General features: G+C 61.5%; 19 protein-coding genes and 1 pseudogene. 7 read left to right on the forward strand and 13 right to left on the reverse strand.

Features of this window, described 5'->3' with window-relative positions; translation table 11 throughout:
* The first annotated feature begins 41 nt into the window (after positions 1-41).
* Positions 42-521 (forward strand): nuclear transport factor 2 family protein, encoded by a 480-nt coding sequence (locus HU737_RS09405; protein WP_186554512.1) that lies wholly within the window; start codon positions 42-44, stop codon positions 519-521.
* Between the two features lie 81 nt (positions 522-602).
* Here HU737_RS09405 and HU737_RS09410 read toward each other — a convergent pair whose 3' ends face one another.
* Complete coding sequence (locus tag HU737_RS09410) at positions 603-2,483, reverse strand: sigma-54 interaction domain-containing protein (protein WP_186554511.1); 1,881 nt, start codon at positions 2,481-2,483, stop codon at positions 603-605.
* A 202-nt stretch (positions 2,484-2,685) separates the two neighbouring features.
* On the opposite strand from HU737_RS09410, the gene cynS reads away from it, so the two are divergent.
* Both cynS and HU737_RS09420 read left to right on the forward strand, forming a co-directional pair.
* Positions 2,686-3,126 (forward strand): cyanase, encoded by a 441-nt coding sequence (gene cynS / locus HU737_RS09415; protein ID WP_186554610.1) that lies wholly within the window; start codon positions 2,686-2,688, stop codon positions 3,124-3,126.
* A gap of 67 nt (positions 3,127-3,193) precedes the next feature.
* A complete protein-coding gene (locus HU737_RS09420; RefSeq protein ID WP_186554510.1) occupies positions 3,194-4,015 on the forward strand; it encodes a formate/nitrite transporter family protein in 822 nt (273 codons plus the stop codon).
* Between the two features lie 10 nt (positions 4,016-4,025).
* On the opposite strand, the gene HU737_RS09425 is transcribed toward HU737_RS09420, so the two are convergent.
* The 6 genes from HU737_RS09425 to HU737_RS09450 all read right to left on the reverse strand — a co-directional run bounded on the left by HU737_RS09425 (position 4,026) and on the right by HU737_RS09450 (position 10,309).
* Positions 4,026-4,580 (reverse strand): hypothetical protein, encoded by a 555-nt coding sequence (locus HU737_RS09425; RefSeq protein WP_186554509.1) that lies wholly within the window; start codon positions 4,578-4,580, stop codon positions 4,026-4,028.
* A 166-nt stretch (positions 4,581-4,746) separates the two neighbouring features.
* A complete protein-coding gene (locus HU737_RS09430) occupies positions 4,747-5,952 on the reverse strand; it encodes an MFS transporter (protein WP_186554508.1) in 1,206 nt (401 codons plus the stop codon).
* Positions 5,953-6,023: 71 nt separating this feature from the next.
* Positions 6,024-7,070: a heme-dependent oxidative N-demethylase family protein gene (locus HU737_RS09435; RefSeq protein WP_186554507.1), complete on the reverse strand. Its 1,047-nt coding sequence runs from the start codon at positions 7,068-7,070 to the stop codon at positions 6,024-6,026.
* A gap of 17 nt (positions 7,071-7,087) precedes the next feature.
* Positions 7,088-8,056, reverse strand: a complete 969-nt coding sequence (locus tag HU737_RS09440; protein WP_186554506.1) for a PDR/VanB family oxidoreductase — start codon at positions 8,054-8,056, stop codon at positions 7,088-7,090.
* A complete protein-coding gene (locus HU737_RS09445) occupies positions 8,053-8,658 on the reverse strand; it encodes a dimethylamine monooxygenase subunit DmmA family protein (RefSeq protein ID WP_186554505.1) in 606 nt (201 codons plus the stop codon). Before HU737_RS09445 ends, HU737_RS09440 begins: the two co-directional genes overlap by 4 nt.
* 226 nt (positions 8,659-8,884) lie before the next feature.
* Positions 8,885-10,309: a gamma-aminobutyraldehyde dehydrogenase gene (locus HU737_RS09450; protein WP_186554504.1), complete on the reverse strand. Its 1,425-nt coding sequence runs from the start codon at positions 10,307-10,309 to the stop codon at positions 8,885-8,887.
* 262 nt (positions 10,310-10,571) lie between these two features.
* Here HU737_RS09450 and HU737_RS09455 point away from each other — a divergent pair, with 262 nt between their 5' ends.
* Together HU737_RS09455 and HU737_RS09460 are read left to right on the forward strand one after the other, a co-directional pair.
* Positions 10,572-11,324: a FadR/GntR family transcriptional regulator gene (locus tag HU737_RS09455; protein ID WP_186554503.1), complete on the forward strand. Its 753-nt coding sequence runs from the start codon at positions 10,572-10,574 to the stop codon at positions 11,322-11,324.
* Between the two features lie 63 nt (positions 11,325-11,387).
* Positions 11,388-12,137, forward strand: coding sequence for a PDC sensor domain-containing protein (locus HU737_RS09460; protein ID WP_186554502.1), 750 nt, complete (start codon positions 11,388-11,390; stop codon positions 12,135-12,137).
* Between the two features lie 14 nt (positions 12,138-12,151).
* On the opposite strand, the gene HU737_RS26555 is transcribed toward HU737_RS09460, so the two are convergent.
* The 3 genes and pseudogenes from HU737_RS26555 to HU737_RS09470 form a co-directional block, all read right to left on the reverse strand.
* Positions 12,152-12,721: a methyl-accepting chemotaxis protein gene (locus HU737_RS26555; RefSeq protein WP_405129166.1), complete on the reverse strand. Its 570-nt coding sequence runs from the start codon at positions 12,719-12,721 to the stop codon at positions 12,152-12,154.
* Positions 12,704-13,204, reverse strand: a pseudogene (locus HU737_RS26560) (PAS domain S-box protein); the annotation flags it as partial. The gene HU737_RS26555 and the pseudogene HU737_RS26560, both read right to left, overlap by 18 nt.
* A 139-nt stretch (positions 13,205-13,343) precedes the next feature.
* Positions 13,344-13,595: a hypothetical protein gene (locus HU737_RS09470; protein ID WP_186554500.1), complete on the reverse strand. Its 252-nt coding sequence runs from the start codon at positions 13,593-13,595 to the stop codon at positions 13,344-13,346.
* A gap of 273 nt (positions 13,596-13,868) precedes the next feature.
* Between HU737_RS09470 and HU737_RS09475 the strand changes: the two genes are divergently transcribed.
* Positions 13,869-15,491: a methyl-accepting chemotaxis protein gene (locus tag HU737_RS09475; protein ID WP_186554499.1), complete on the forward strand. Its 1,623-nt coding sequence runs from the start codon at positions 13,869-13,871 to the stop codon at positions 15,489-15,491.
* Positions 15,492-15,511: 20 nt separating this feature from the next.
* Here the strand turns inward: HU737_RS09475 and HU737_RS09480 are convergent, their stop codons facing one another.
* Together HU737_RS09480 and HU737_RS09485 are read right to left on the reverse strand one after the other, a co-directional pair.
* Complete coding sequence (locus HU737_RS09480; protein ID WP_186554498.1) at positions 15,512-15,682, reverse strand: hypothetical protein; 171 nt, start codon at positions 15,680-15,682, stop codon at positions 15,512-15,514.
* 200 nt (positions 15,683-15,882) lie between these two features.
* Complete coding sequence (locus HU737_RS09485) at positions 15,883-17,259, reverse strand: amino acid permease (RefSeq protein WP_186554497.1); 1,377 nt, start codon at positions 17,257-17,259, stop codon at positions 15,883-15,885.
* Between the two features lie 382 nt (positions 17,260-17,641).
* Between HU737_RS09485 and HU737_RS09490 the strand changes: the two genes are divergently transcribed.
* Positions 17,642-18,064 carry a PA0061/PA0062 family lipoprotein gene (locus tag HU737_RS09490; protein ID WP_186554496.1) on the forward strand — a complete coding sequence of 141 codons (423 nt, stop codon included), beginning with the start codon at positions 17,642-17,644 and terminating at the stop codon, positions 18,062-18,064.
* 65 nt (positions 18,065-18,129) lie between these two features.
* On the opposite strand, the gene HU737_RS09495 is transcribed toward HU737_RS09490, so the two are convergent.
* Positions 18,130-19,314 (reverse strand): MFS transporter, encoded by a 1,185-nt coding sequence (locus tag HU737_RS09495; protein ID WP_186554495.1) that lies wholly within the window; start codon positions 19,312-19,314, stop codon positions 18,130-18,132.
* Between the last annotated feature and the right edge of the window lie 203 nt (positions 19,315-19,517).

The following is a 19,517-nucleotide window of genomic DNA, read 5'->3' on the forward strand; positions in this document are numbered from 1 at the left end:
GCTAATTTGGTTGAGTGCTTCAAACACTCAGGAGAACCGCCATGACATCCGCTACCAGCACCCGCCCGCCATTGCCGCCGTTCACCCGCGAATCGGCTATCGAAAAAGTGCGAATGGCCGAGGATGGCTGGAACAGCCGTGATCCGAAGAAGGTGGCCACGGCCTATACCCTCGACACCCAGTGGCGCAACCGCGCTGAGTTCATTCATGGCCGAGACGAGGTCGAGGCGTTTCTGACCCGTAAATGGAATAAAGAACTCGACTACCGCCTGATCAAGGAACTGTGGGCCTTCAGCGCCAATCGTATTGCCGTGCGTTATGCCTATGAATGGCACGATGATTCGGGGAACTGGTTTCGCTCTTACGGCAACGAGAACTGGGAGTTTGCCGACGATGGGCTGATGGCGGTGCGCTTTGCGTGTATCAATGATCTGCCCATTCATCCCTCGGATCGCAAGTACCTCTGGCCGCTGGGGCGGCGGCCGGATGGTCATCCGGGGTTGTCTGAGTTGGGGCTGTAGAATGGGCGATTGTTGTTGTGCATTCTGGCCTTATCGCGCGACGAGTCGCAGCGCGTTAAGGGGCGTGCAGACAACAAACGCTCAATGGCCCTTGTACTGGCGCGGATCGATCCCCCACTTTTTCAGGCGCGAGGCCAGCGTGGTGGGCTTGAGCCCCAGCAGCTGCGCAGCCCCGTGCGCGCCCGATATCTTGCCTGCCGTGCGTTTGAGGACGCTGATGACATTGAGCTGGATCTGTCGTTGCCACTCTTGATCGGCAGTCGGTTCAGCATCGGCCGTAGCTGGGGTTGGCTGGCTGCGATGAGCTTGACCGCTGCTTGCCAGTAATTCGTCGAAGCTGACCCGCCCCTCGCGGGCGACGATGGTCTGGCGTTCGATGACGTTTTGCAGTTCGCGGATATTGCCCGGCCAGGGGTACTGCTTGAGCACCTCGACCTGCGTCAGGGGCATGCGCACATCGGGTTTGTTGAAGGCCTGACTGGCCCGCTTGAGGAAGTGGCTGGCGAGCAGGGGGATGTCTTCAAGCCGCTCACGCAGCGGCACCGAGCGGATCGGAAACACATTCAGACGAAAATACAGGTCTTCGCGGAAACTGCCCTGGGCGACCATTTCGCGCAGATCACGGTTGGTCGCGGCGATCACCCGCACATCCACCGCCCGGGTGCGGTTATCGCCAACCGCCTCGAACTGGCGATCCTGCAGTACGCGTAGCAGCTTACTCTGCAGCTCAAGGGGGATTTCACCCACCTCGTCGAGGAACAACGTACCGCCGTCGGCCAGTTCGAAGCGGCCGACGCGGTTGCTCACGGCGCCGGTGAATGCGCCCTTGAGATGACCGAAAAACTCGCTTTCGAACAGTTCGCGAGGGATTGCCGCGCAGTTGACCCGGATCAGTGGGCGGTCAGCGCGGCGACTGCTGGCATGGATGGCACGGGCAATCAGCTCCTTGCCGGTGCCGGATTCGCCGCTGACCAGCACGTTGGCATCGGTGGCGGCGACCAGCTCGATCTGCTGGATCAGGTGGCGCACGGCCGGGCTCTTACCAACGATTTCGTGGTGGTTGGCCTGGGCGTTGATCTCTTCTTGCAGGTACTGGTTTTCCATTTCCAGCCGGCGCTGCAATTGCTCGACCTCAGTGAGCGCTTCACGCAGTCGCGCCTCGGTACGCTGGCGCTGGCGAATATCGCGAAACAGCACCACGGCGCCGACCAGCCTGCCCATCTCGAAAATCGGTGTGCTGGTGTATTCGACGGCGATCGGCTCGCCATTCTTGTGCCAGAACACCTCGTGGTCGACCCGATGCACCTGGCCATCGCTGAACGAGGCATGAATGGGGCACTGGTTGACGGCAAACACCCGGCCGTCGCTGTGGCTGTGATGGAACAGTTGGTGGGCGTCCTGGCCGATCATGTCGGCAGCGCTCCAGCCCAGAATACGTTCGGCCGCAGGGTTGATGAAGGTGGTCTGGCCGCGGGTATCCAGGCCGTAAATGCCTTCCCCGACGGCGCCAAGGATCAGCCGGTTCTGTTGCTGGATGCGCTCGAAGACCTGGCTGATGCGTTCCCAGCCGACATGGCCAAGGCGATGTTGCCGGCGCGCCTCGGCGCGGTTGCGGCGCTGCTCGAGCAGGTCGCGACGCTGGATCATCATCAGGATGCGCTGCTGATCCATGGCCCGGGCGGTGATCTCGACCGCTTGTTGGCGGTGCAGCAGGTCGACCAGGGTCAAATCGTCCGACCACGCCTGGCCTTGGGTCAGGACTTCATCGCTGAAGCTCACCCATAGCGAAATGGCACCGCGCAAGAACTGGCTGAACGCAAGCTCATCTGCCGCCTGCGCCGAGCAGGCCAGCAGCTCTAGCGCGGCGAGGTTGGCTTGCACGATGCGGTCCTCGACAGCATCGACCAGCAACATGGCAATGGGCGCATCGGCGCAAATCTGCGGCGCCAGAGGGGCGGGCATGGGCGTTTTCCTGTGGGTTCGATTTAACGAAACTTCGTCAGTAGAGTCCCGATATTTCGTTATTAACGAACTATCGTCAATCCGCGTCTCGGTACGTAGAGGAAAATATCAATAAATTCAACGATCTATAGATTAAGCACAATTGGCACATCTCTCGCTATAGAGCGTTTAGTCCTAACCGCTAACCCGAGAGATAAACATGATGAACAAAGTTGAAATGCACCACCTGATCATGGCCGCCAAAGCGCGTAAAGGCTTTAGCTGGGATGACCTCAGCGCTGCCGTGGGTAAGGCGCCGGTGTGGTTGGCGTCAGTCTGCTACGGCATGAACAGCGCGCCCCAGGAGGTGGCCGCGCATCTGTGTGAAGTGCTCGAACTGGACGCCGAAGTCGCCACGGCAATGACCGCTTACCCGGTCAAGGGCTGGGACCAGGCCATCCCTCAGGACCCTTTGATCTATCGCTTGTACGAAGTGGTCGGGGTGTACGGCCCGACCCTTAAAGACGTGATTCAGGAGAAGTTCGGCGACGGCATCATGAGCGCGATCGACTTCTCGATGCATGTCGAAAAAATCGAGGACCCCAAGGGCGACCGCGTGCTGCTGACCCTCAATGGCAAGTTTTTGCCGTACCGCTCCTGGTAATCGATCTGCCATTCTGGCGCCTCAGTGATGGGGCGTCCTTGACCGCTTTGTGCCGAGGGAAACTGCAATGTCCTATCTACTACCCGCCGAGTTCGTCACCAAGATGCTCGATGCCGGCGCCTCGAAGATCCACATGTCGACCCGCGACACCCTGATCCGCAGCTACATGGCTGGCGCCATTCTGGCGCTGGCTGCGGTGTTCGCCGTCACCATCGCAGTACAGACCGGTTCGGCCCTGCTTGGCGCAGTGCTGTTCCCGGTCGGCTTTTCGATGCTGTACCTGATGGGCTTCGACCTGCTTACCGGGGTGTTCATGCTCACGCCCCTGGCGCTGCTGGATAAACGCCCGGGAGTCACGGTGCAGGGCATCCTGCGCAACTGGGGGCTGGTGTTCGTCGGCAACTTTGCCGGCGCCTTGACCGTCGCGTTGATGATGGCCTTTGTCTTCACCTATGGCTTCAACGCCTCCCCAGGCGCCGTGGGGGAAAAGATCGCCAGCATCGGCGAGGCGAGGACCTTGGGCTATGAGCAATACGGACTTGCCGGCTGGCTGACGATTTTCCTGCGCGGGGTACTGTGCAACTGGATGGTGTCGATGGGGGTGGTCGGGGCGATGATTTCCACCTCAGTGAGCGGCAAGGTGATCGCCATGTGGATGCCGATCATGCTGTTCTTCTACATGGGTTTCGAGCATTCGGTGGTGAACATGTTCCTGTTCCCGTCGGCGATGATCATGGGCGGCGGCTTCTCGGTCATGGATTACCTGGTGTGGAACGAGATCCCCACCGTGCTGGGTAACCTGGTCGGTGGCTTGGCCTTCACCGGGCTGACCTTGTATGGCACGCACATCCGCACTGCCGGCAAGGCGGCCCAGGTCGTGCGGCCTTAACCGGCCAAGGTCAGTCGGTCGTTGCGTCGTTGTCGGTTAGCAGGCAAGTGGCGGTGCCGGTCAGGCCGCTGGCATGCACGCTGACGTGGCGTACCGAAAAGCCGGGTTTACCGACCCTCTGCGCCGCAGTCCAGCCATCGCCATTATCAACCTGGTAGCTAATCGCGCCATCGCGGTGCCAGCTCAGGCGCAGGCCGAAGGCGTCATCGTTGTTGGGGGCGCGCAGCACCGCGGCGTCGATGATTGGCTTGGCGCGGTTGAAGGTGCGCAGGTGGAAGCGGCGCTGGTCACTGCCTGCGACCGGATCGCTGGAGAGAAACAAGGTGTCGTCTTCAGCATCGTCTTCGGCGGCGGCGAGAATCACCGAGGGCACCCATTTGGGGCCTGTGTGGTTCTGTTTGATCTTGACCTTGCAGCTCAGTTGGCCTTGCTGGCCGACTGCCTCACGCAGGACGGTTTGGTACCGGCCGTACTCGACGTCGAACTGCAGCTCTTTTTCGTTTGGTGTGCAACCGAGCAACGGGGCGAGGGCGAGCAGCGCCAAGCAGGGTTTGATGCGATTCACTGAAAAACGGTCCTTGTCCATCCTGGCGATCTGCCGGGGGCGTCAGGCTACCGACGCTGCGTAAGCAATGCAAACCCTGCCAAAAGCCAGCAAGGAGTACAGATGTACTCCTTGCGTGGCTGCCTCAGCCAATGACCGGGTTGGTCGCTTACGCTCAGGGTGTCGCCTAAAGTGCTACCGCCGCGGTCAAGGGCGCAGGCTCACGGCGAATGCTGGCCAGCGGTACGCTCACCAGCAGCAAGGTCAACACCACGGTCACGCCGATTCCCCACGCCGCGAGGGTGAAGCCGCCCAGGGAGATCAGCCCACCGGAGATCGCCGGGCCTACCGCCAGGCCCAGGCTCAGGAAGCTGCTGGCGGCGGCTACCACGCGACCTTCGCGATCCAGCGCTGCGGCCAGGCCAGTCAGGTAGCTCAGGGCATAGAAATAGGTCACGCAGATGGTCATCACGCCTGCGGTGTAGAGGGTCTTGGAGTGCTCGCCAAGCACGTAGCTCAGGCTGGTTGCGCCGGTCAGCAGGATCGCCAGGATCACCGGGGTGCTCATGCCGAAGCGTTTACCGACCATGGCCGCGATCAGCGGACCGATCAGGCCGACGAACGACTGGAACGACAACAGTACGCCCAGCTCATCGCCGCTGTAGCCGACCATCGTGCCGATCCGTTCGACGAAGGCCCAGCCCATGGTGTCGCGGGCCTGGAACACGAACATCGCCAGCATCATGCAGATCGCCGGCAGGCTGAGCAGGATATTGCCGCCGCCCTTGCCGCTGCCAAGGCTCACGGGTGCAGCGTCGGCCACTGGCGCACGTTGGGCCATTGCCGGGATGGCCAACAGCATCACCGCCATGGTCGCGGCCATGGCGTAGTACAAGCCCGACAGACCGTATAGGGCCATGACCTTGGCGTAGCCGAGCATCACCACGATCATCAGGACCACCGAAAGCACGTTCATGTGCCCGGCGATCCGGTCAGGGTGCTTGGCGCTGGACACCGCCGCATTGCCACAGGCCAGGGCCAGGCCGGCGCCGATACCCGCGACGCAGCGGACTGCGGCCAGGCCATAGAGGCTGTCGACATTGGCACTGACCAGGTTGGCGGCGATCGCCAGCACGGTGCCGAGCAAGGCCAGGGTGCGCCGTGGTGCGCGGCCCATGAACGGCGCGACCAGCAATGAGGCGAGCATGGTGAAGCCAAATTCTGCCGACATCAGCAGCCCGGCCTGGGCCTCGTTGAGCTGCAGGTCATGAATGATTGCACTGATCAGGAACGGCAAGGCCCACAGGCCAAGCAAACCGACCCCGTAGGCGGAACCGGCGGCAGAGAACACCAGGCTCCAGCTTTCGGGCAAGACGTTGCGTATTGTTTTCATGGGTGAACCCTTGTTAGAAGCACGTCGTGGGGTAATGGCGCGCCCTCATCGGCGCGCCTGCGGGTTTGCATTTATTGCTGGCTTTCGTCGACCGGGGTGCCGTCGTCGTATTGCGCCAGCCAGCTGACCATGGCATCGCGGTAGCGGGTAAAGCCCTTGTAATCCACCAACTCCTGGTCGAGGTCGCGGATCACCCGGTGCATGCGCTTGGCCCATTGCGGGGCAAACTCGGCCAGTTGCGCGAGGCTGACCAGGTAGGTGCGCACCGGGAACAGCACGGCGTTGCTGCGCGGCAGGCGGTGCAGCGGCTGCAGTTCGACCCGCAGGTTGACCAGCTCGCCGGCGTTTTCTGGGGTGACGATGGTGCGATCAGGCGCCCAGTCCGGCAGGGTTTCGGCGGAGGTTTCCAGGCGCGGATTGACCGTGATCGACCAGTTGGTCCGGCGTACCGGGTGGCCTGGCCGCAGGCGCAGGAGGAACTTCAGCGCGCGCTGCAAGATGCCCATCTCGTGCAACTTGGGCACCGGGCCGTGGAACTCCATGAAGCTCATGCCCAGGTTGAAGCGCAGCGAGTAGTCGGCGCGCTGGGTGGCCATGCCGGCGCCCATCACCAAGGTGTCGTCACGTTCTTCGAGGAGGATGAACTCGCCCTGGGCCTGGCGGGTGATGTACTCCATCGGCTCCATCGGCAGGGTGCTGGCGTCGCCGAAGGTGAAGGTGTCGTCGATTTGCAGCGGGCGGTTGACCCAGTGCCACTGGCTGCCGTTCTTCTCCAGGCTGAAGTGCTCGGGGAAGTCCCGTGAATACGACTCCATCAACAGTTCGAGCAAGTCCCACTGGGCTTCCATCATGTGCGGCAGGGCGGCGTAGTGCACCCCTGGCTGGCTGTCGAGGGTCTGCGCGCGGTGATGGCATTCGGAGATGTAGTGCTCGTCGATGTCGAACTGCGCGCGCAGGGCGCCGTTGCCAAACGGTACATGCGGCTCGACGTTCATCGAGTACATGTACTGGTCTTCCGGATAAGGGAAGGGCAAGCGCAGGATCGCTTCGCGGCTGTTGCTGTAGGTGTGGCCGGCGCCAACGTCGGCGTAGGTTTCGATAGGCTTGAATACGGTCATGTTGTTGTTTTCCTGTCTCAGAGGTCTACGACCAGGCGGCTGCAATTGGCGCGGGATACGCAAGGCATGAATTTGCGATTGCTCAGCTTGTCTTCATCGCTGAGCCAGTCGTCGCGATGGTCGAGCTCGCCATCGACATGCAGGACTTCGGTCTCGCAGTAGCCACAGGCGCCGCCGCGGCACAGGTAGGGCACCTTGTAGCCGGCCTGCTCGGCGGCTTCGAGCAGCGACTGCTCGGCCGGCACTTCGAGGGTGACGCCCTGGCGCGCCAGGGTGACGCTGAACGGCTGGCCGCTGGAGCCTTGCTCGACGAAACGCTCGTAGTGGATGTGGCTGTCGGTCCAGCCCAGGGCGTGGGCGCTGTCGAGGGTGTCGTCGATCATGCTGTCCGGGCCACAGACGTAGACATGACTGCCCAGCGGGCGAGCGGCGAGGATGGTGCGGATGTCCATGCGCGTGTCCTGGCCCTGCACATACAAGTGCACTCGATCGCCATAGCGCGCTTGCAGTTCATGGCCCAGGGCGGTGTGCTGCGGGCCGCGCACGGCCAGATGCAGCTCGAAGGTCGACTGCTTGAGCTGCAGCTCCTCGAGTTGCGAATACACCGGTGTGATGCCCACGCCGCCAGCGATGAACAGGTGCTGACGAGCGTGCTTGGCCAGGGGGAACAGGTTGGCCGGCTGCAGGATCTGCAGCAGCGCGCCTTCGCTGACGTGCTCATGCAGGTAGCGTGAACCGCCACGACCGTCGCTGACCCGGCGTACGGCGATCTGGTAGGCGCTGGAGTCGTAGGGCGAGCTCATCAGCGAGTAGGCATTGCGGTGGGTCTTGTCGCCGTCTTCCATTACCACCACCACATGGCTGCCGCCGGAGAACGCTGGCAAGTGCTTGCCATCCGGGTCGACCAGGGTGAAGCGCTTGATCTCAGGGGTCAGTTGCTCGATGCGGGCAACCCGCACGCTGAGCGTGCCGTTATGGGTATTCATGTGTCGAGCTCCTCGGCTGCGGGAAGTTCGCCTGGGACTTCGCCATCGGCCTTGATGCCCTGGAAGGCGGCCAGGCGACGGGAATAGTGGTCACGCACCACCAGGTCGAGCTGGCAGCCCGGGCAGCTGAAGACCCTTTGCGTTACGTTTTCGGTGTAGGTGTCGCAGTGCGCGCACCAGACTCGGCGGACCAAGGTGCCGCTGTGTTCGCGTAGCACTTCGTCGCGGTTCAGGTCGACGGCGTTGGCCGCTTGCATGGCGGTGCCGATGAAGCTTTCCGAGCCGCTGAGATACAGCCTAGTGCCCATGCACGCCACGCCGAGCTGCGCACGCAGGGCGTCGAGCAGCGCCTGGTTGCTGGGGAACGCTTGCAGGTCGGCAACCTGCGCCGCTTGCAGGGCCTGCAAGTGGTCGTGGCCAGAGAATGACTCGCTGGAATAGAGCACGGTGCTGTGCTGGCGTTGGCCGGGGGTCATGTCTGCGATCAAGCGCAGCATGGCCGCACCGCCGCTACCCTGGCCCGCGATCAAATGGCGCAGGCCACCTGTCATGGGTTGCAGCCGGTCGTAGACCGGACGGCTCTTGATGCCGGTAATAAGCATGGTGACACACCTCGTAAGCCGTTACCCCGGTTGTGCCGGGAAGTAACAAAGACGGCTGGTTTCAGGCTCGAGCAGGGTGCATAGCAGAACCCATGCCATATTGCCTATGGTTTTATATGTTTTATGTCGAGGACGCGTTTGTAGCGTTTTCCATCAGGATTGTTTGGGTAATGCTGCTGCTCGGTAGTGCGCGCCGCCCCGATCAGGTGCGCCGCGCATACCGGGGTCAGTGCTTGAACATGACGTGGCGCACGCAGGTGTAGTCTTCCAGGCCGTACATGGACATGTCCTTGCCGTAGCCGGACTGCTTCATGCCGCCATGGGGCATTTCGCTGACCAGCATGAAGTGCGTATTGACCCAGGTGCAGCCGTATTGCAGGCGCGCAGCGAGGCGGTTGGCGCGGCCAACGTCGCGGGTCCAGACCGAGGAGGCCAGGCCGTAGTCGGAGTCATTGGCATAGGCCAGGGCCTGGGCTTCATCAGTGAACGGGGTGATGCTCAGCACTGGCCCGAACACCTCGCGCTGTACGATCTCATCGTCCTGGCGGGCATCGGCCAGCACGGTCGGCTCGAAGAAGAAACCCGGCCCAGGGCCGCGCTTGCCGCCGGTGATCACACGGATGTGCGGCTGCGCCTTGGCGCGTTCGACAAAGCCTTCGACGCGTTCCAGGTGTTCACGGGTGATCAGCGGCCCCAATTCGGTCTCAGGATCGTCCTGCAGGCCCATGCGCAGGCTGCCAACCGCCTCGCCAAGCTTGCTGACGAACTGCTCGTAGACGCCTTGCTGCACATACAGGCGGCAGGCGGCGGTGCAGTCTTGGCCGGCGTTGTAGAAGCCAAAGGCGCGAATACCCTCGACGGCGGCGTCGATGTCGGCATCGTCGAAGATCAGGACCGGTGCCTTGCCGCCCAGTTCCATGTGCGTGCGTTTGACGCTGCTGGCAGTGCTGGAGATGATCCGCGAGCCGGTGGCCACCGAACCGGTCAGCGATACCAGGCGCACCTTGGGGTGGTTGACCAGTGGCTCACCAACGTTGGCGCCGCGACCAAAGAGGACATTGACGACGCCAGCGGGGAACAGCTCGGCCATGATCGCGGCCAGGGCCAGGGCGGTCAGCGGGGTCTGCTCGGATGGTTTGAGGACCACGCAATTGCCAGCCGCCAGGGCAGGGGCGAGCTTCCAGGCGACCATCATCAGTGGGTAGTTCCACGGTGCGATCGAGGCGACCACGCCGAGCGGGTCGCGGCGGATCATCGAGGTGTGCCCCGGCAGGTACTCGCCACCTGCAGAGCCCGACAGACAGCGGCTGGCCCCAGCGAAGAAGCGGAATACGTCGGCAATCGCCGGAATCTCGTCATTGAGCGCAGCCTGATAGGGCTTGCCGCAATTCTGCGACTCCAGACGGGCCAGGTGCTCAGCTTCAGCTTCGATGCGATCGGCGAGTTTGAGCAGCAGCTGCGCGCGTTCCTTGGGCGGGGTCTGCGACCAACTGTCGAAGGCCTGGTCGGCAGCTTGCACGGCGGCATCGACCTGGGCCGTGCAGGCTTCTGGGATGTGCACCAGCACTTCGCCCAGGGACGGGTTGTATACGGCGTAGGGCTCGCCTTGGCCCTCGACCAACTGGCCGTTGATCAGGAGTTTGGTTTGCATGGCGTATTCCTTGGTCGGTCTTATTGGTGGAAGTCGCTTGACGCAGGTCGCGCAGAACCCTGTTGCGGCCCGCTGAATCTCTAAACCTATGAAACCATATCTTAATGTTTGAAGTTTGCCAATATCTTCGAAAAGCTCCTTTTGCCCGGTAGAATGAGAAATTCATTGGTATCGGACGGGCGGCCGTTCGCTATAAGATGCGAAACTGAACCTTTTCGCCGAGGCCCCCGCCACGCCTTGCAATGCTTGTTAGGGAGAGGCAATGACTGCCCTGAATACTGCTCGAAATACCGCGTTCATACGGCTGCGCCAGGAAGGGCGTACCGATGAGGTGGCGCGGCGGCTGGTCGAAGCCATCGAGCTCGGACTGTTCGCCGAGGGTCAGCAACTGCCCAGCGAGTCGGAGCTGGCCCTGCAGCTGGGGGTTGCCACAGTGACCCTGCGCGAGGCTTTGGTGGTGCTGCGTCAGCGCGGCCTGATCGAGACCCGCCGGGGTCGCAATGGCGGCAGTTTCGTCTGCACCCCGGTCGAGTTGCCCGAGGCGTTGCTGATGCAGCGCCTGCGCGAGATGAGTGGCCCCGATCTGCGCGACCTGGGCGATGAGCAAACTGCTATTTCGGGCACTGCGGCGCGCCTGGCAGCCAAGCGCAGTTCACCCGAGCAGCAAGCGCGCATCGCCCAGCATATCGAAACCCTCAGGCAGGCGGGCTCGCGCCTGGCCCGCCACCGCGCCGACGCGCGCTTTCATATCGAAGTGGCGGCTGCTGCGCAGTCGTTGCGTTTGACCCACGCCGAGATGCGCTTGCAATCGGAAGTCGGGGAGTTGCTGTGGATGGAAGCCGCTGGTGGCGGCGATGTGAGCGTGGTCGAACACGAGCACCAGGCGATTCTGCAGGCGTTGGTCGCAGGTGACGCGGTGTTGGCTGGAGCGTTGGCCGAGGCCCATGTCAGCCGCGGTATCAAGCGCTTGATCAGCTTGCGCCTGGAGCTGCTGGCCCAGGCCGAGGAGCACTGACGCCCCTTACCGCTGTGCCATCGCCCTATAACAAGAAAGCCGAAACCTGCGTGAGGTAATGCCATGTTTGCCCTGAGCGATAACGACCCCTTGTCGGCCTGTGCCGAGCAGCTCGACACCACCCTGGGGACCATCTTCAGCCAGGTGCGCCTGTTGGTCGAAGAAACCCGAGCGCTGTGGCAACGGGTCCTGGCCGAAGGGCGCCAGCCGCTCGCCAAAGACCTGGCCACCTTGCGTCCAGCCATCGACCAGCAATTGCTGGCCACCGGCGCCTTTGGCTGTGGCGGCGGGGTGATTGTCGAGCCCAATTGCCTGGCCGACCGCGAGATGCACCTGGAATGGTGGTACTTGGCTGATGGCGGCAAAACCCTGCCACTGCGGCCGAACTTCGACCGTCGCCGGGAGAACTTCTACGACTACACCGCAATGCCCTGGTACCGCCGCCCGCGCGATACCGGCAAAAGCGTGGTGGAAGGTCCGTACGTGGATCTGTACGGTACCAACATGTATGTGCTGACCTTCACCATGCCGATCGTGGTAGAGGGGCGCTTCATTGGCGTTGCCGGGCTGGATTTGTCGTTGCACAACCTTGAGCGCTTGCTGGTACGCAGCCTGATGCGCCTGGACCACGAAGCGGTGCTGATTTCCGCCGATGGCCGGGTGATCGCCTCCAATACCGCCAACTGGATGGTCGGTGATTTGGCTCAGGCCTTGTTGAACACGGTACCGCAGAATGGCGTGCGGTTGGCGTTGGCTGAGTCGCAAGCGGGCTGGTCGCTGGTACGCTTGCCGGCGCTGCGCAAAGCGCCTTGACCTGCGCCAAGCACTCAGCCGTTGTTGCGCTGCTCCAGGCGCTGGGCAAACTGGCCAATCACCTGCACCACTTGCTGGGCGCCTTGATGGATGTCGCCAATCACCGCGCCTGCCTGGTTCGCCAAGGCAACGCCTTGCTCGGTTTTCAGGGTGCTGGAGTGCATGCTGGCAACCGCCTGTTGCGCCAGTTGGCGGTTTTTCCCGACCACCTCACTGATTGCCACGGTTGCCTTGCTGGTACGTTGGGCAAGATTACGCACTTCGTCAGCGACCACGGCAAAACCCCGCCCTTGCTCGCCCGCACGGGCGGCTTCGATGGCGGCGTTGAGGGCCAGCAGGTTGGTCTGCTCGGCGATGCTGCCAATCGCATCGACAATGCTGCCGATCTGTTCGGATTGCGCGCTCAGGGCGCTGACCCCGCTGGCCATCTGCTCAAGCTCGTCGGCAATGCTCTGCACCACGGTCACGGTCTGTTGGACCACCGCAGCACCGCGCTGGGTATGTTCATCGGTCGCTCGGGAGGTCTCGAACGCCAGCAGCGCCGCGTGTGATTCGGCCTGGCGCTGCTCGACATCGGGGGTCACGTTGGTGGCGAACTTGACCACCCCATAGAGTTTGCCTTGGTCGTCGTAGAGCGGGTTGTAGCTGGCCTGTAACCAGATGCTGACGCCGCGGCTGTCGACACGCTGGAACAGCCCTGTTTTGTATACGCCGCGGTTGAGCTCAGACCAGAACGCTTGATAGCCGGCACTGTGGGTTTCACTGGGCAAGCAGAACATCTGATGATACTTGCCGCGCACCTGGTCCAGGCGATAGCCCATCACCTTGAGGAAATTTGCGTTGGCGTTGATCACCACGCCATCCAGGTCAAACTCGATCACCGCCATCGAGCGATCGATTGCAGTGCTGTAGCTGGATTGCTTGTGCGCCCGCAGCTTATAGCCGTCGATCTCCCGTTCAAGGCTCGCCAGCGATTCCCGCAGGGCGGCCAACTCACCTTCCAGCGCGGTCTGCTGTGCCTGAGACTTTTGCAAAAGCTGCTGGTGGATGCGGGTGCGCATGAACATCTAGGAGGCTCCGAGGGAGGATGCTGCGCGTCGGTAATCATAAAGGGGAGGGCAGCAGGTGGCGCTATTAAGCCATCACCCGCCGAATAATTGTACAAAAATATATTCTTGTACAACTCTACGCGCTACTGCCATTCGATCAACCACTGATTGGGGGACGTGCCTGTACGGTCTCGGCAACCGTTTCAGCGCGGCCGGCGCGTAGGATCGACGCTCTGCGCTGCTCATATTGTTCCAGCGTCAGGCCTTGACGGGCCAGGGCTTCAAGCTGCAACTGGCGGGTTTCTTCGGCGCTGTAGGGGCGCAGTTCGGGATGATTGGCACAGCCGCTTAGCACACTAAGGCCAATGGCGATCAAGGTAGCGAAGAGCAGGCGGGCTGTGATGGTCATTGAAGGTGGCTCCTTGTTTTGCGCGGGATTGGTGAGTGGCGAGTCAATGACGCAAGGTTAAGGAGGGGGTGTATTTAGTTGAAATTGCTTTGGTCGATAGTGGGTATTGGTTTTGCCTAAGGGTAGATTCGGCGCCGCTTGCGCGGCGCCACGCTAGCGGGAGGCAGAAGCCGTTCGATTATCGAGCACACATCGCCTGTTAGCGCTAAACCTTCCGCGATCAATTCCGAACGTAATGGGTAGTACATTTTGCTGCCACTCGGATGCGTCGCCATGTCACTACGCCACTTCAACATCGCCACTCGCTCTTACTTGAGCTTCAGCCTGATCGCCGCCCTGGTGGTGGTGCTCGGGCTGTTTTCCATCGACAAGATCTCCAGCATGCGCGAAGCGGTGGTGTACACCGAGCAGGTGACCAACGTCGGCACTCGCTACCTGGGCGAGGTGCGCAGCCACATGCTCGGCCTGCGGGTCATCACCCTGCGTATGGCCATCGCCCGCGATCCTGCCCAGCTGGCGCCAACCGTGGCGCGCCTGGAAGTGCTCAAGGGGCTGCTCGACAAAGGCGTCCAAGGTTACGGCGCAGTGTTGCCGGCAGCGGGCAAACCGGCATTTGCCGAAATGCAGCAACTGATCGACCAGTACCGGGTGCTGCTCGACCAGTACAAGGACTTGTCCGATGGCAACCAGTTGGCGTCGATGCAGACCATGCTCAGCGGCGCCATGCAGGACATCTCCAACCGCATCGGTGAGCTGTACGACAGCCTGGTCAGGTTCAGCAGCGAAGCCGCCGAGCAGCACACCGCTCAGGCCCGCGCCGATTACCAGCGGGCGCTGTACCTGACCTTCAGCGTCATTGGCTTGGTGCTGGTGCTGACCATTGCCCTGGCCTGGCTGCTGACCCGCAGTATCGTCAGCCCACTGCGCGAAGCCATCCGCGTCGCGCAGAATATCGCCGATGGTGATCTCTCACATGCCGTACAGGCCACTGGCCGTGACGAGGCGACCCAGCTGATGCATGCCCTGGCGGCGATGCAGGCTAGTCTCAAGGATGCCCTGTGGCTGATCGGCGATTCCTCGCATCAGCTGGCGGCAGCCAGTGAACAGATGTCGGCGATTACCCAGCAGACCTCCGGCGACCTCAATCGACAGAGCGACGAGATCCAGCAAGCCGCCACCGCTGTGACCGAAATGAGCGTTGCGGTGGAAGAAGTGGCGCGCAACACGGTGAGCACCTCTGAGATCTCCCGCCAGTCGGAGGACGCTGCACGGCGCGGGCGTGAGCGGGTGGGCGAGGCAATCAATTCGATCAGCAAGATGAGCCACAATGTGCATGAGGCATCGCGGCAGATCGAGGCCCTGGCATTGTTATCGCAGCAGGTAGGCAAGGTGCTCGATGTGATTGGCGCGATTGCCGGGCAGACCAACCTGCTGGCGCTCAATGCGGCAATCGAGGCGGCGCGGGCGGGTGAAGCCGGACGGGGCTTTGCCGTAGTGGCCGATGAGGTCAGGGCGCTGGCGGCACGGACCCAGAGCTCGACGTTGGAGATCGAGGAGATGGTCAATGCCATTCGCGAGGGCACGGCGCGGGTCGTCGAGTCGATGCACAGCAACAGCCAGCAGGTCGGTCATACCCTGCAGGTGGCTGAGCTTGCCGGGCAAGCGCTGGATGAAATCACCAACGGCGCAACCACCATCCATGAGCGCAACCTGGTGGTGGCCAGCGCCACTGAAGAGCAGGCTCAAGTTGCCCGCGAGGTGGACCGCAACCTGCTCAACATCCGCGATCTGGCGGTGCAGACCTCCGAGGGCGCGGATCAGATCAGTGCGGCAAGCCAGGAATTGGCCAGCCTGTCGATTGGCTTGAGCGGCATGATGAAGCGGTTCCGCCTCTGAGCTGCGCTCAAGCGTGGCGACTAGGCAAGAAACTCAGACTCCGCAGGGCAAGCGGCCTGCTTGTCCTGCTGGATACTGGTGTACACCGCGAGACTGCACACCCCGACCAGCCCCACACTGGCTAGCAGGATATCGCCCAGCAGCATACCGACCAGCAGCAGCAATACGGTGATGCGAAAGAGGGTGGTCATGACTGCCTCCGATGCAGATGCGATGGTCTCCAGAGCCTCACCATAACGTCCTGCCCGCCAGAGTGCAGCCCGCTTGAGCGGAGCTGGCACACCTTCCCTCTGATTTGGCAGATCGAGCGTCGCTGGCGCTGCCTCAGGGTGTGTAGGAGCGGGCTTACCCCACGATGAGGCCAGACCCGCCACCCCCAACGCCGTAGCAATTAGCTCCCGGCATAGCCGACCGATTTCCCCGCCAACCGGCCACGCATCACGAAATACGCCGCCACCACAATCAACGACGTCACCGTGGTGAACCAGAACTGGAACCGCGACCCCGGATCGAATGCCTGGGTAACGATCACCGCCAACAGGGCGAACAGCGCAACGATGTTGGCGTACGGGAAGAACCACGCGCGGAACGCGCTCGGGTCCACCGGCTCATGCCGGGTTTTCCAGCGCATGGCCAAGTGGGCAATGATGATGAAGATCCACACGATCATCACGAACGTACCGCTGCTTTTGGCCAGGGTCATGAACAGGTCACCACCGCTGACGAAGTGAACGGTCAGGATCAACAAGCAGATACTCAAGCTGAGCAACAACGCGTTCAGCGGCACCCCTTTGGAGGTAGTGCGCGAGAACAACTTCGGCGCATGGCCACGCTGGCTCAGCGAGAACAGCATGCGCGAGTTGGAGAACATGAACGAGTTCATCACCGACATGAACGAGACGAACAACACGATCTTCATCGCCACCGCGGCACCGCTGAAGCCAGCCAGGGTGAACAACGAGACATACGGTGAGGCCAGGTTGGCGGTGTCGGTCCATGGCAGGCACAGGATCAGGATAGACACGGAGCCCACATAGAACAGCATCACCCGCAGGATCACGCTCTTGATCGCGCGAATGACGTTCTTGCGAGGATTTTCCGATTCACCGGCCGCCACGGCGGCGATTTCACTGCCGCCCAGCGAGAAGATCACCACCACCACACCTGCCATGACTGGCGACAGGCCATTGGGCATGAAGCCGTCGTGAGCAGTCAGGTTGACCCAGCCAGGGGAGGGGATGTCGCTGTGCAGACCAAGCAGGATCGAGATGCCCAGCGCCATGAAGATGACAATTGTGGCCACCTTCATCGCCGCCAGCCAGTACTCCACTTCGGCGAAGGATCTGACCGAGTAGGCGTTACTCGCCATCAGTGTCACGAGCATGATGAAAGCGCCTGCCCAGATCGGTAGCCCAGGCAGGAAATCATTCAGGATTGCGCCTAGTAGCACTGCTTCCAAGGTGATGGTCAACATCGACTTGAACCAGTACAACCAGCCGACAGCAAAGCCTGCCCATTCACCGAGGTAGGTGTTGGCGTAGGTGGAGAACGAGCCGGCATCTGGGTTGCGACAGGCCATCTCGCCCAGCATGAACATCACCAAGGTGACCACTATGCCGCCGATGAAGTACGACAGAATCGCGGCAGGCCCGGCCGAGGCAATCAGTTTGCCCGAGCCCATGAACAGCCCCGCGCCGATCACCCCGCCCAGCGCGATCATGGTGATATGCCGTTGTTTGAGGCTTTGCTTCAGACTGTTGGAATGCATTTCCTTGTCCTCTCTTATTATTCGGGAGGAGTCGGCGACAGTTGCGCAGCGCACCCAATCGGTGTCGCCCGCAGAGACTGTCGCCCCCCAACGCAAGCATCGTCGTGCGCCTGCGTCCACGCCCTGTAGCCTTTCTTTAGGCAATGGCTATCAGGCTGGCCACCTTGGACAAGGCTGGCGTGCATCTCAAGCGAATTCTGCGCACAACATCCTGCGAATTTTTCTTGAGGGCGGTGCTTGCAAAGCGGCGGCGACAGTCGATCCAGCTAGGGGAACTTGATCGGGTAGTTCGATCAGGCAATTGCCATTGCCATCGTATTGACGGCTGCCTGCCAGGCTTGTCGGCGCTATTCTTAAACCTCGAACCATCGAGGTATCTATCATGAACAGGTTGCTGCTAGGGCTAGCAATAACGCTGGTTGCTGGCTGTCAGACGCCGATGCCCGTCGCCAATCCGCAGATGGCCTGGGTCGATTTCTCGACGCCATTTCCCAACGACAGAGTGCTGATGGCCGAACGCTTGGATAAACAGCGCCTGCGCGATGGGCGGTTTTTTCAAGTGACCCCGGGTCGTCATGAACTGGTGGTCAGGTTCGATTACGAAGTCAACGGTGGCGCAGGCATCAGCCTGATGGGTGGCACCACGGTTCGCCAATGCTACCTGACCGTCAACTACCCGCATTTCCAGGCGGGCCAACGCTATGTTCTTGAGGCGCGCTCGATGGCACTGACGCCGGAAGCGCGGTTGTACGATGCCAAGGGCGAGGTGGTTGCAGAGGTTAGCGAGTTTTATTGCTTGATGTGATGCCTGCCGGCAGAGCGCTGGCAAACCAGGTCTTTGCCAAGCGCTGCAGTTCACCGTTAGCTTGCTCAGCCACCTTTCATGCGCCGTGCCATCAGAAATATCCCAAGGCCTATCAACGCGGTAACAGCACCGATGTAGCCAGTACTTGTCCACCCTAAACCGGCCGTGATCGCCATACCGCCAAGCCAGGGGCCGAGTGCATTGGCCAGGTTGAAGGCAGCGTGGTTGGACGCAGCAGCCAGGCTTGGAGCCTCGTGTGCAATGTCCATCAGGCGAATCTGCAACGGCGCGGCCAATGCGATCATCGTACCGACCAGCCCAATCCCGAAAAGGATCGACCAAAGCGAGTTAGCTGCGACGGTAAAGAACAGCAGCACGGCGATCGACCACACCAGGACGTATCCCACCGCGCGAAACTGGAATCGGTCGAATAGCTTGCCGCCTGCGATGTTGCCAATGATGCCGCCGATCCCGAATGCTGCCAGGCCGAATGGAATCCACTCGGGAGAAACTTTGGTCACCTCGAGCATCGTTGGCGCCAAGTAGCTGAAAACGGTGAACATGCCCGCAAAGCCAATGGACGCTATCGCAAGTGCCATCCAGACTTGCGGAAGACGAAACGCCTGAAGCTCCTTGCGCGGATCACTCCGGACTTCATCCTGAGGCTGAGGTACCAAGCGCCAGATCAGGGCAACGGTGCAAACGGCGATGGCCCCAACCAGCACGAATGCCGAGCGCCAGCCGAATAATTGACCAAGGAACGTGGCGACTGGATTGCCTAGGAGCATGGCGAGGGTCAACCCCATCATTACCCTGGCGACGGCGCCAGCGCGTTGGTTGGTCGGCACTATGCTTGAGGCCACCACCGCGGCGATACCGAAGTACGCGCCATGAGGCAGGCCACTGATGAAACGGAACGTGACCAGCCCACCGAAGGATGGCGCAAAGGCTGTGGCAAGGTTGCCGATAGCGTAGAGCGCCATTAGCAGGAGCAGCATGTGTTTGCGCAGAAGTTTGGCGCCCAGTATCGCGAGCACAGGTGCCCCAACCATTACGCCCAGAGCATAGGCACTGATCGCATGACCAACTTGAGGCTCACTCAGCTGCAAGTTCCGGGCAATTTCGGGCATCAGGCCCATGATGGCAAACTCGCCGGTGCCGATTGCAAAACTCCCCAGAGCCATTGCCGCTTCCATCTTGGCAGCAGTGCTTCTGGCGGGCAGGGCAGGTGGCACTTGATGAACAGACATCTAAATCCTTAGCGAAACACGCTGAAGCGTTAAAGCTGCAGATGGTAGACAATACGCCATAGTCGCGTCGAGGGTAGTCGTCGCTGATTCTTTGAAGGCAGTATGCTTTTGCTGTGTATCAGCGTAGATAGAATGGCGACGGTGGCATCGAGGTTGACAATGTTATCCATGGGCTAATGGCCCAAGGCTTCGACAAGAGGACG

Source organism: Pseudomonas urmiensis (assembly GCF_014268815.2).
GTDB classification, from domain to species: Bacteria; Pseudomonadota; Gammaproteobacteria; order Pseudomonadales; family Pseudomonadaceae; genus Aquipseudomonas; species Aquipseudomonas urmiensis.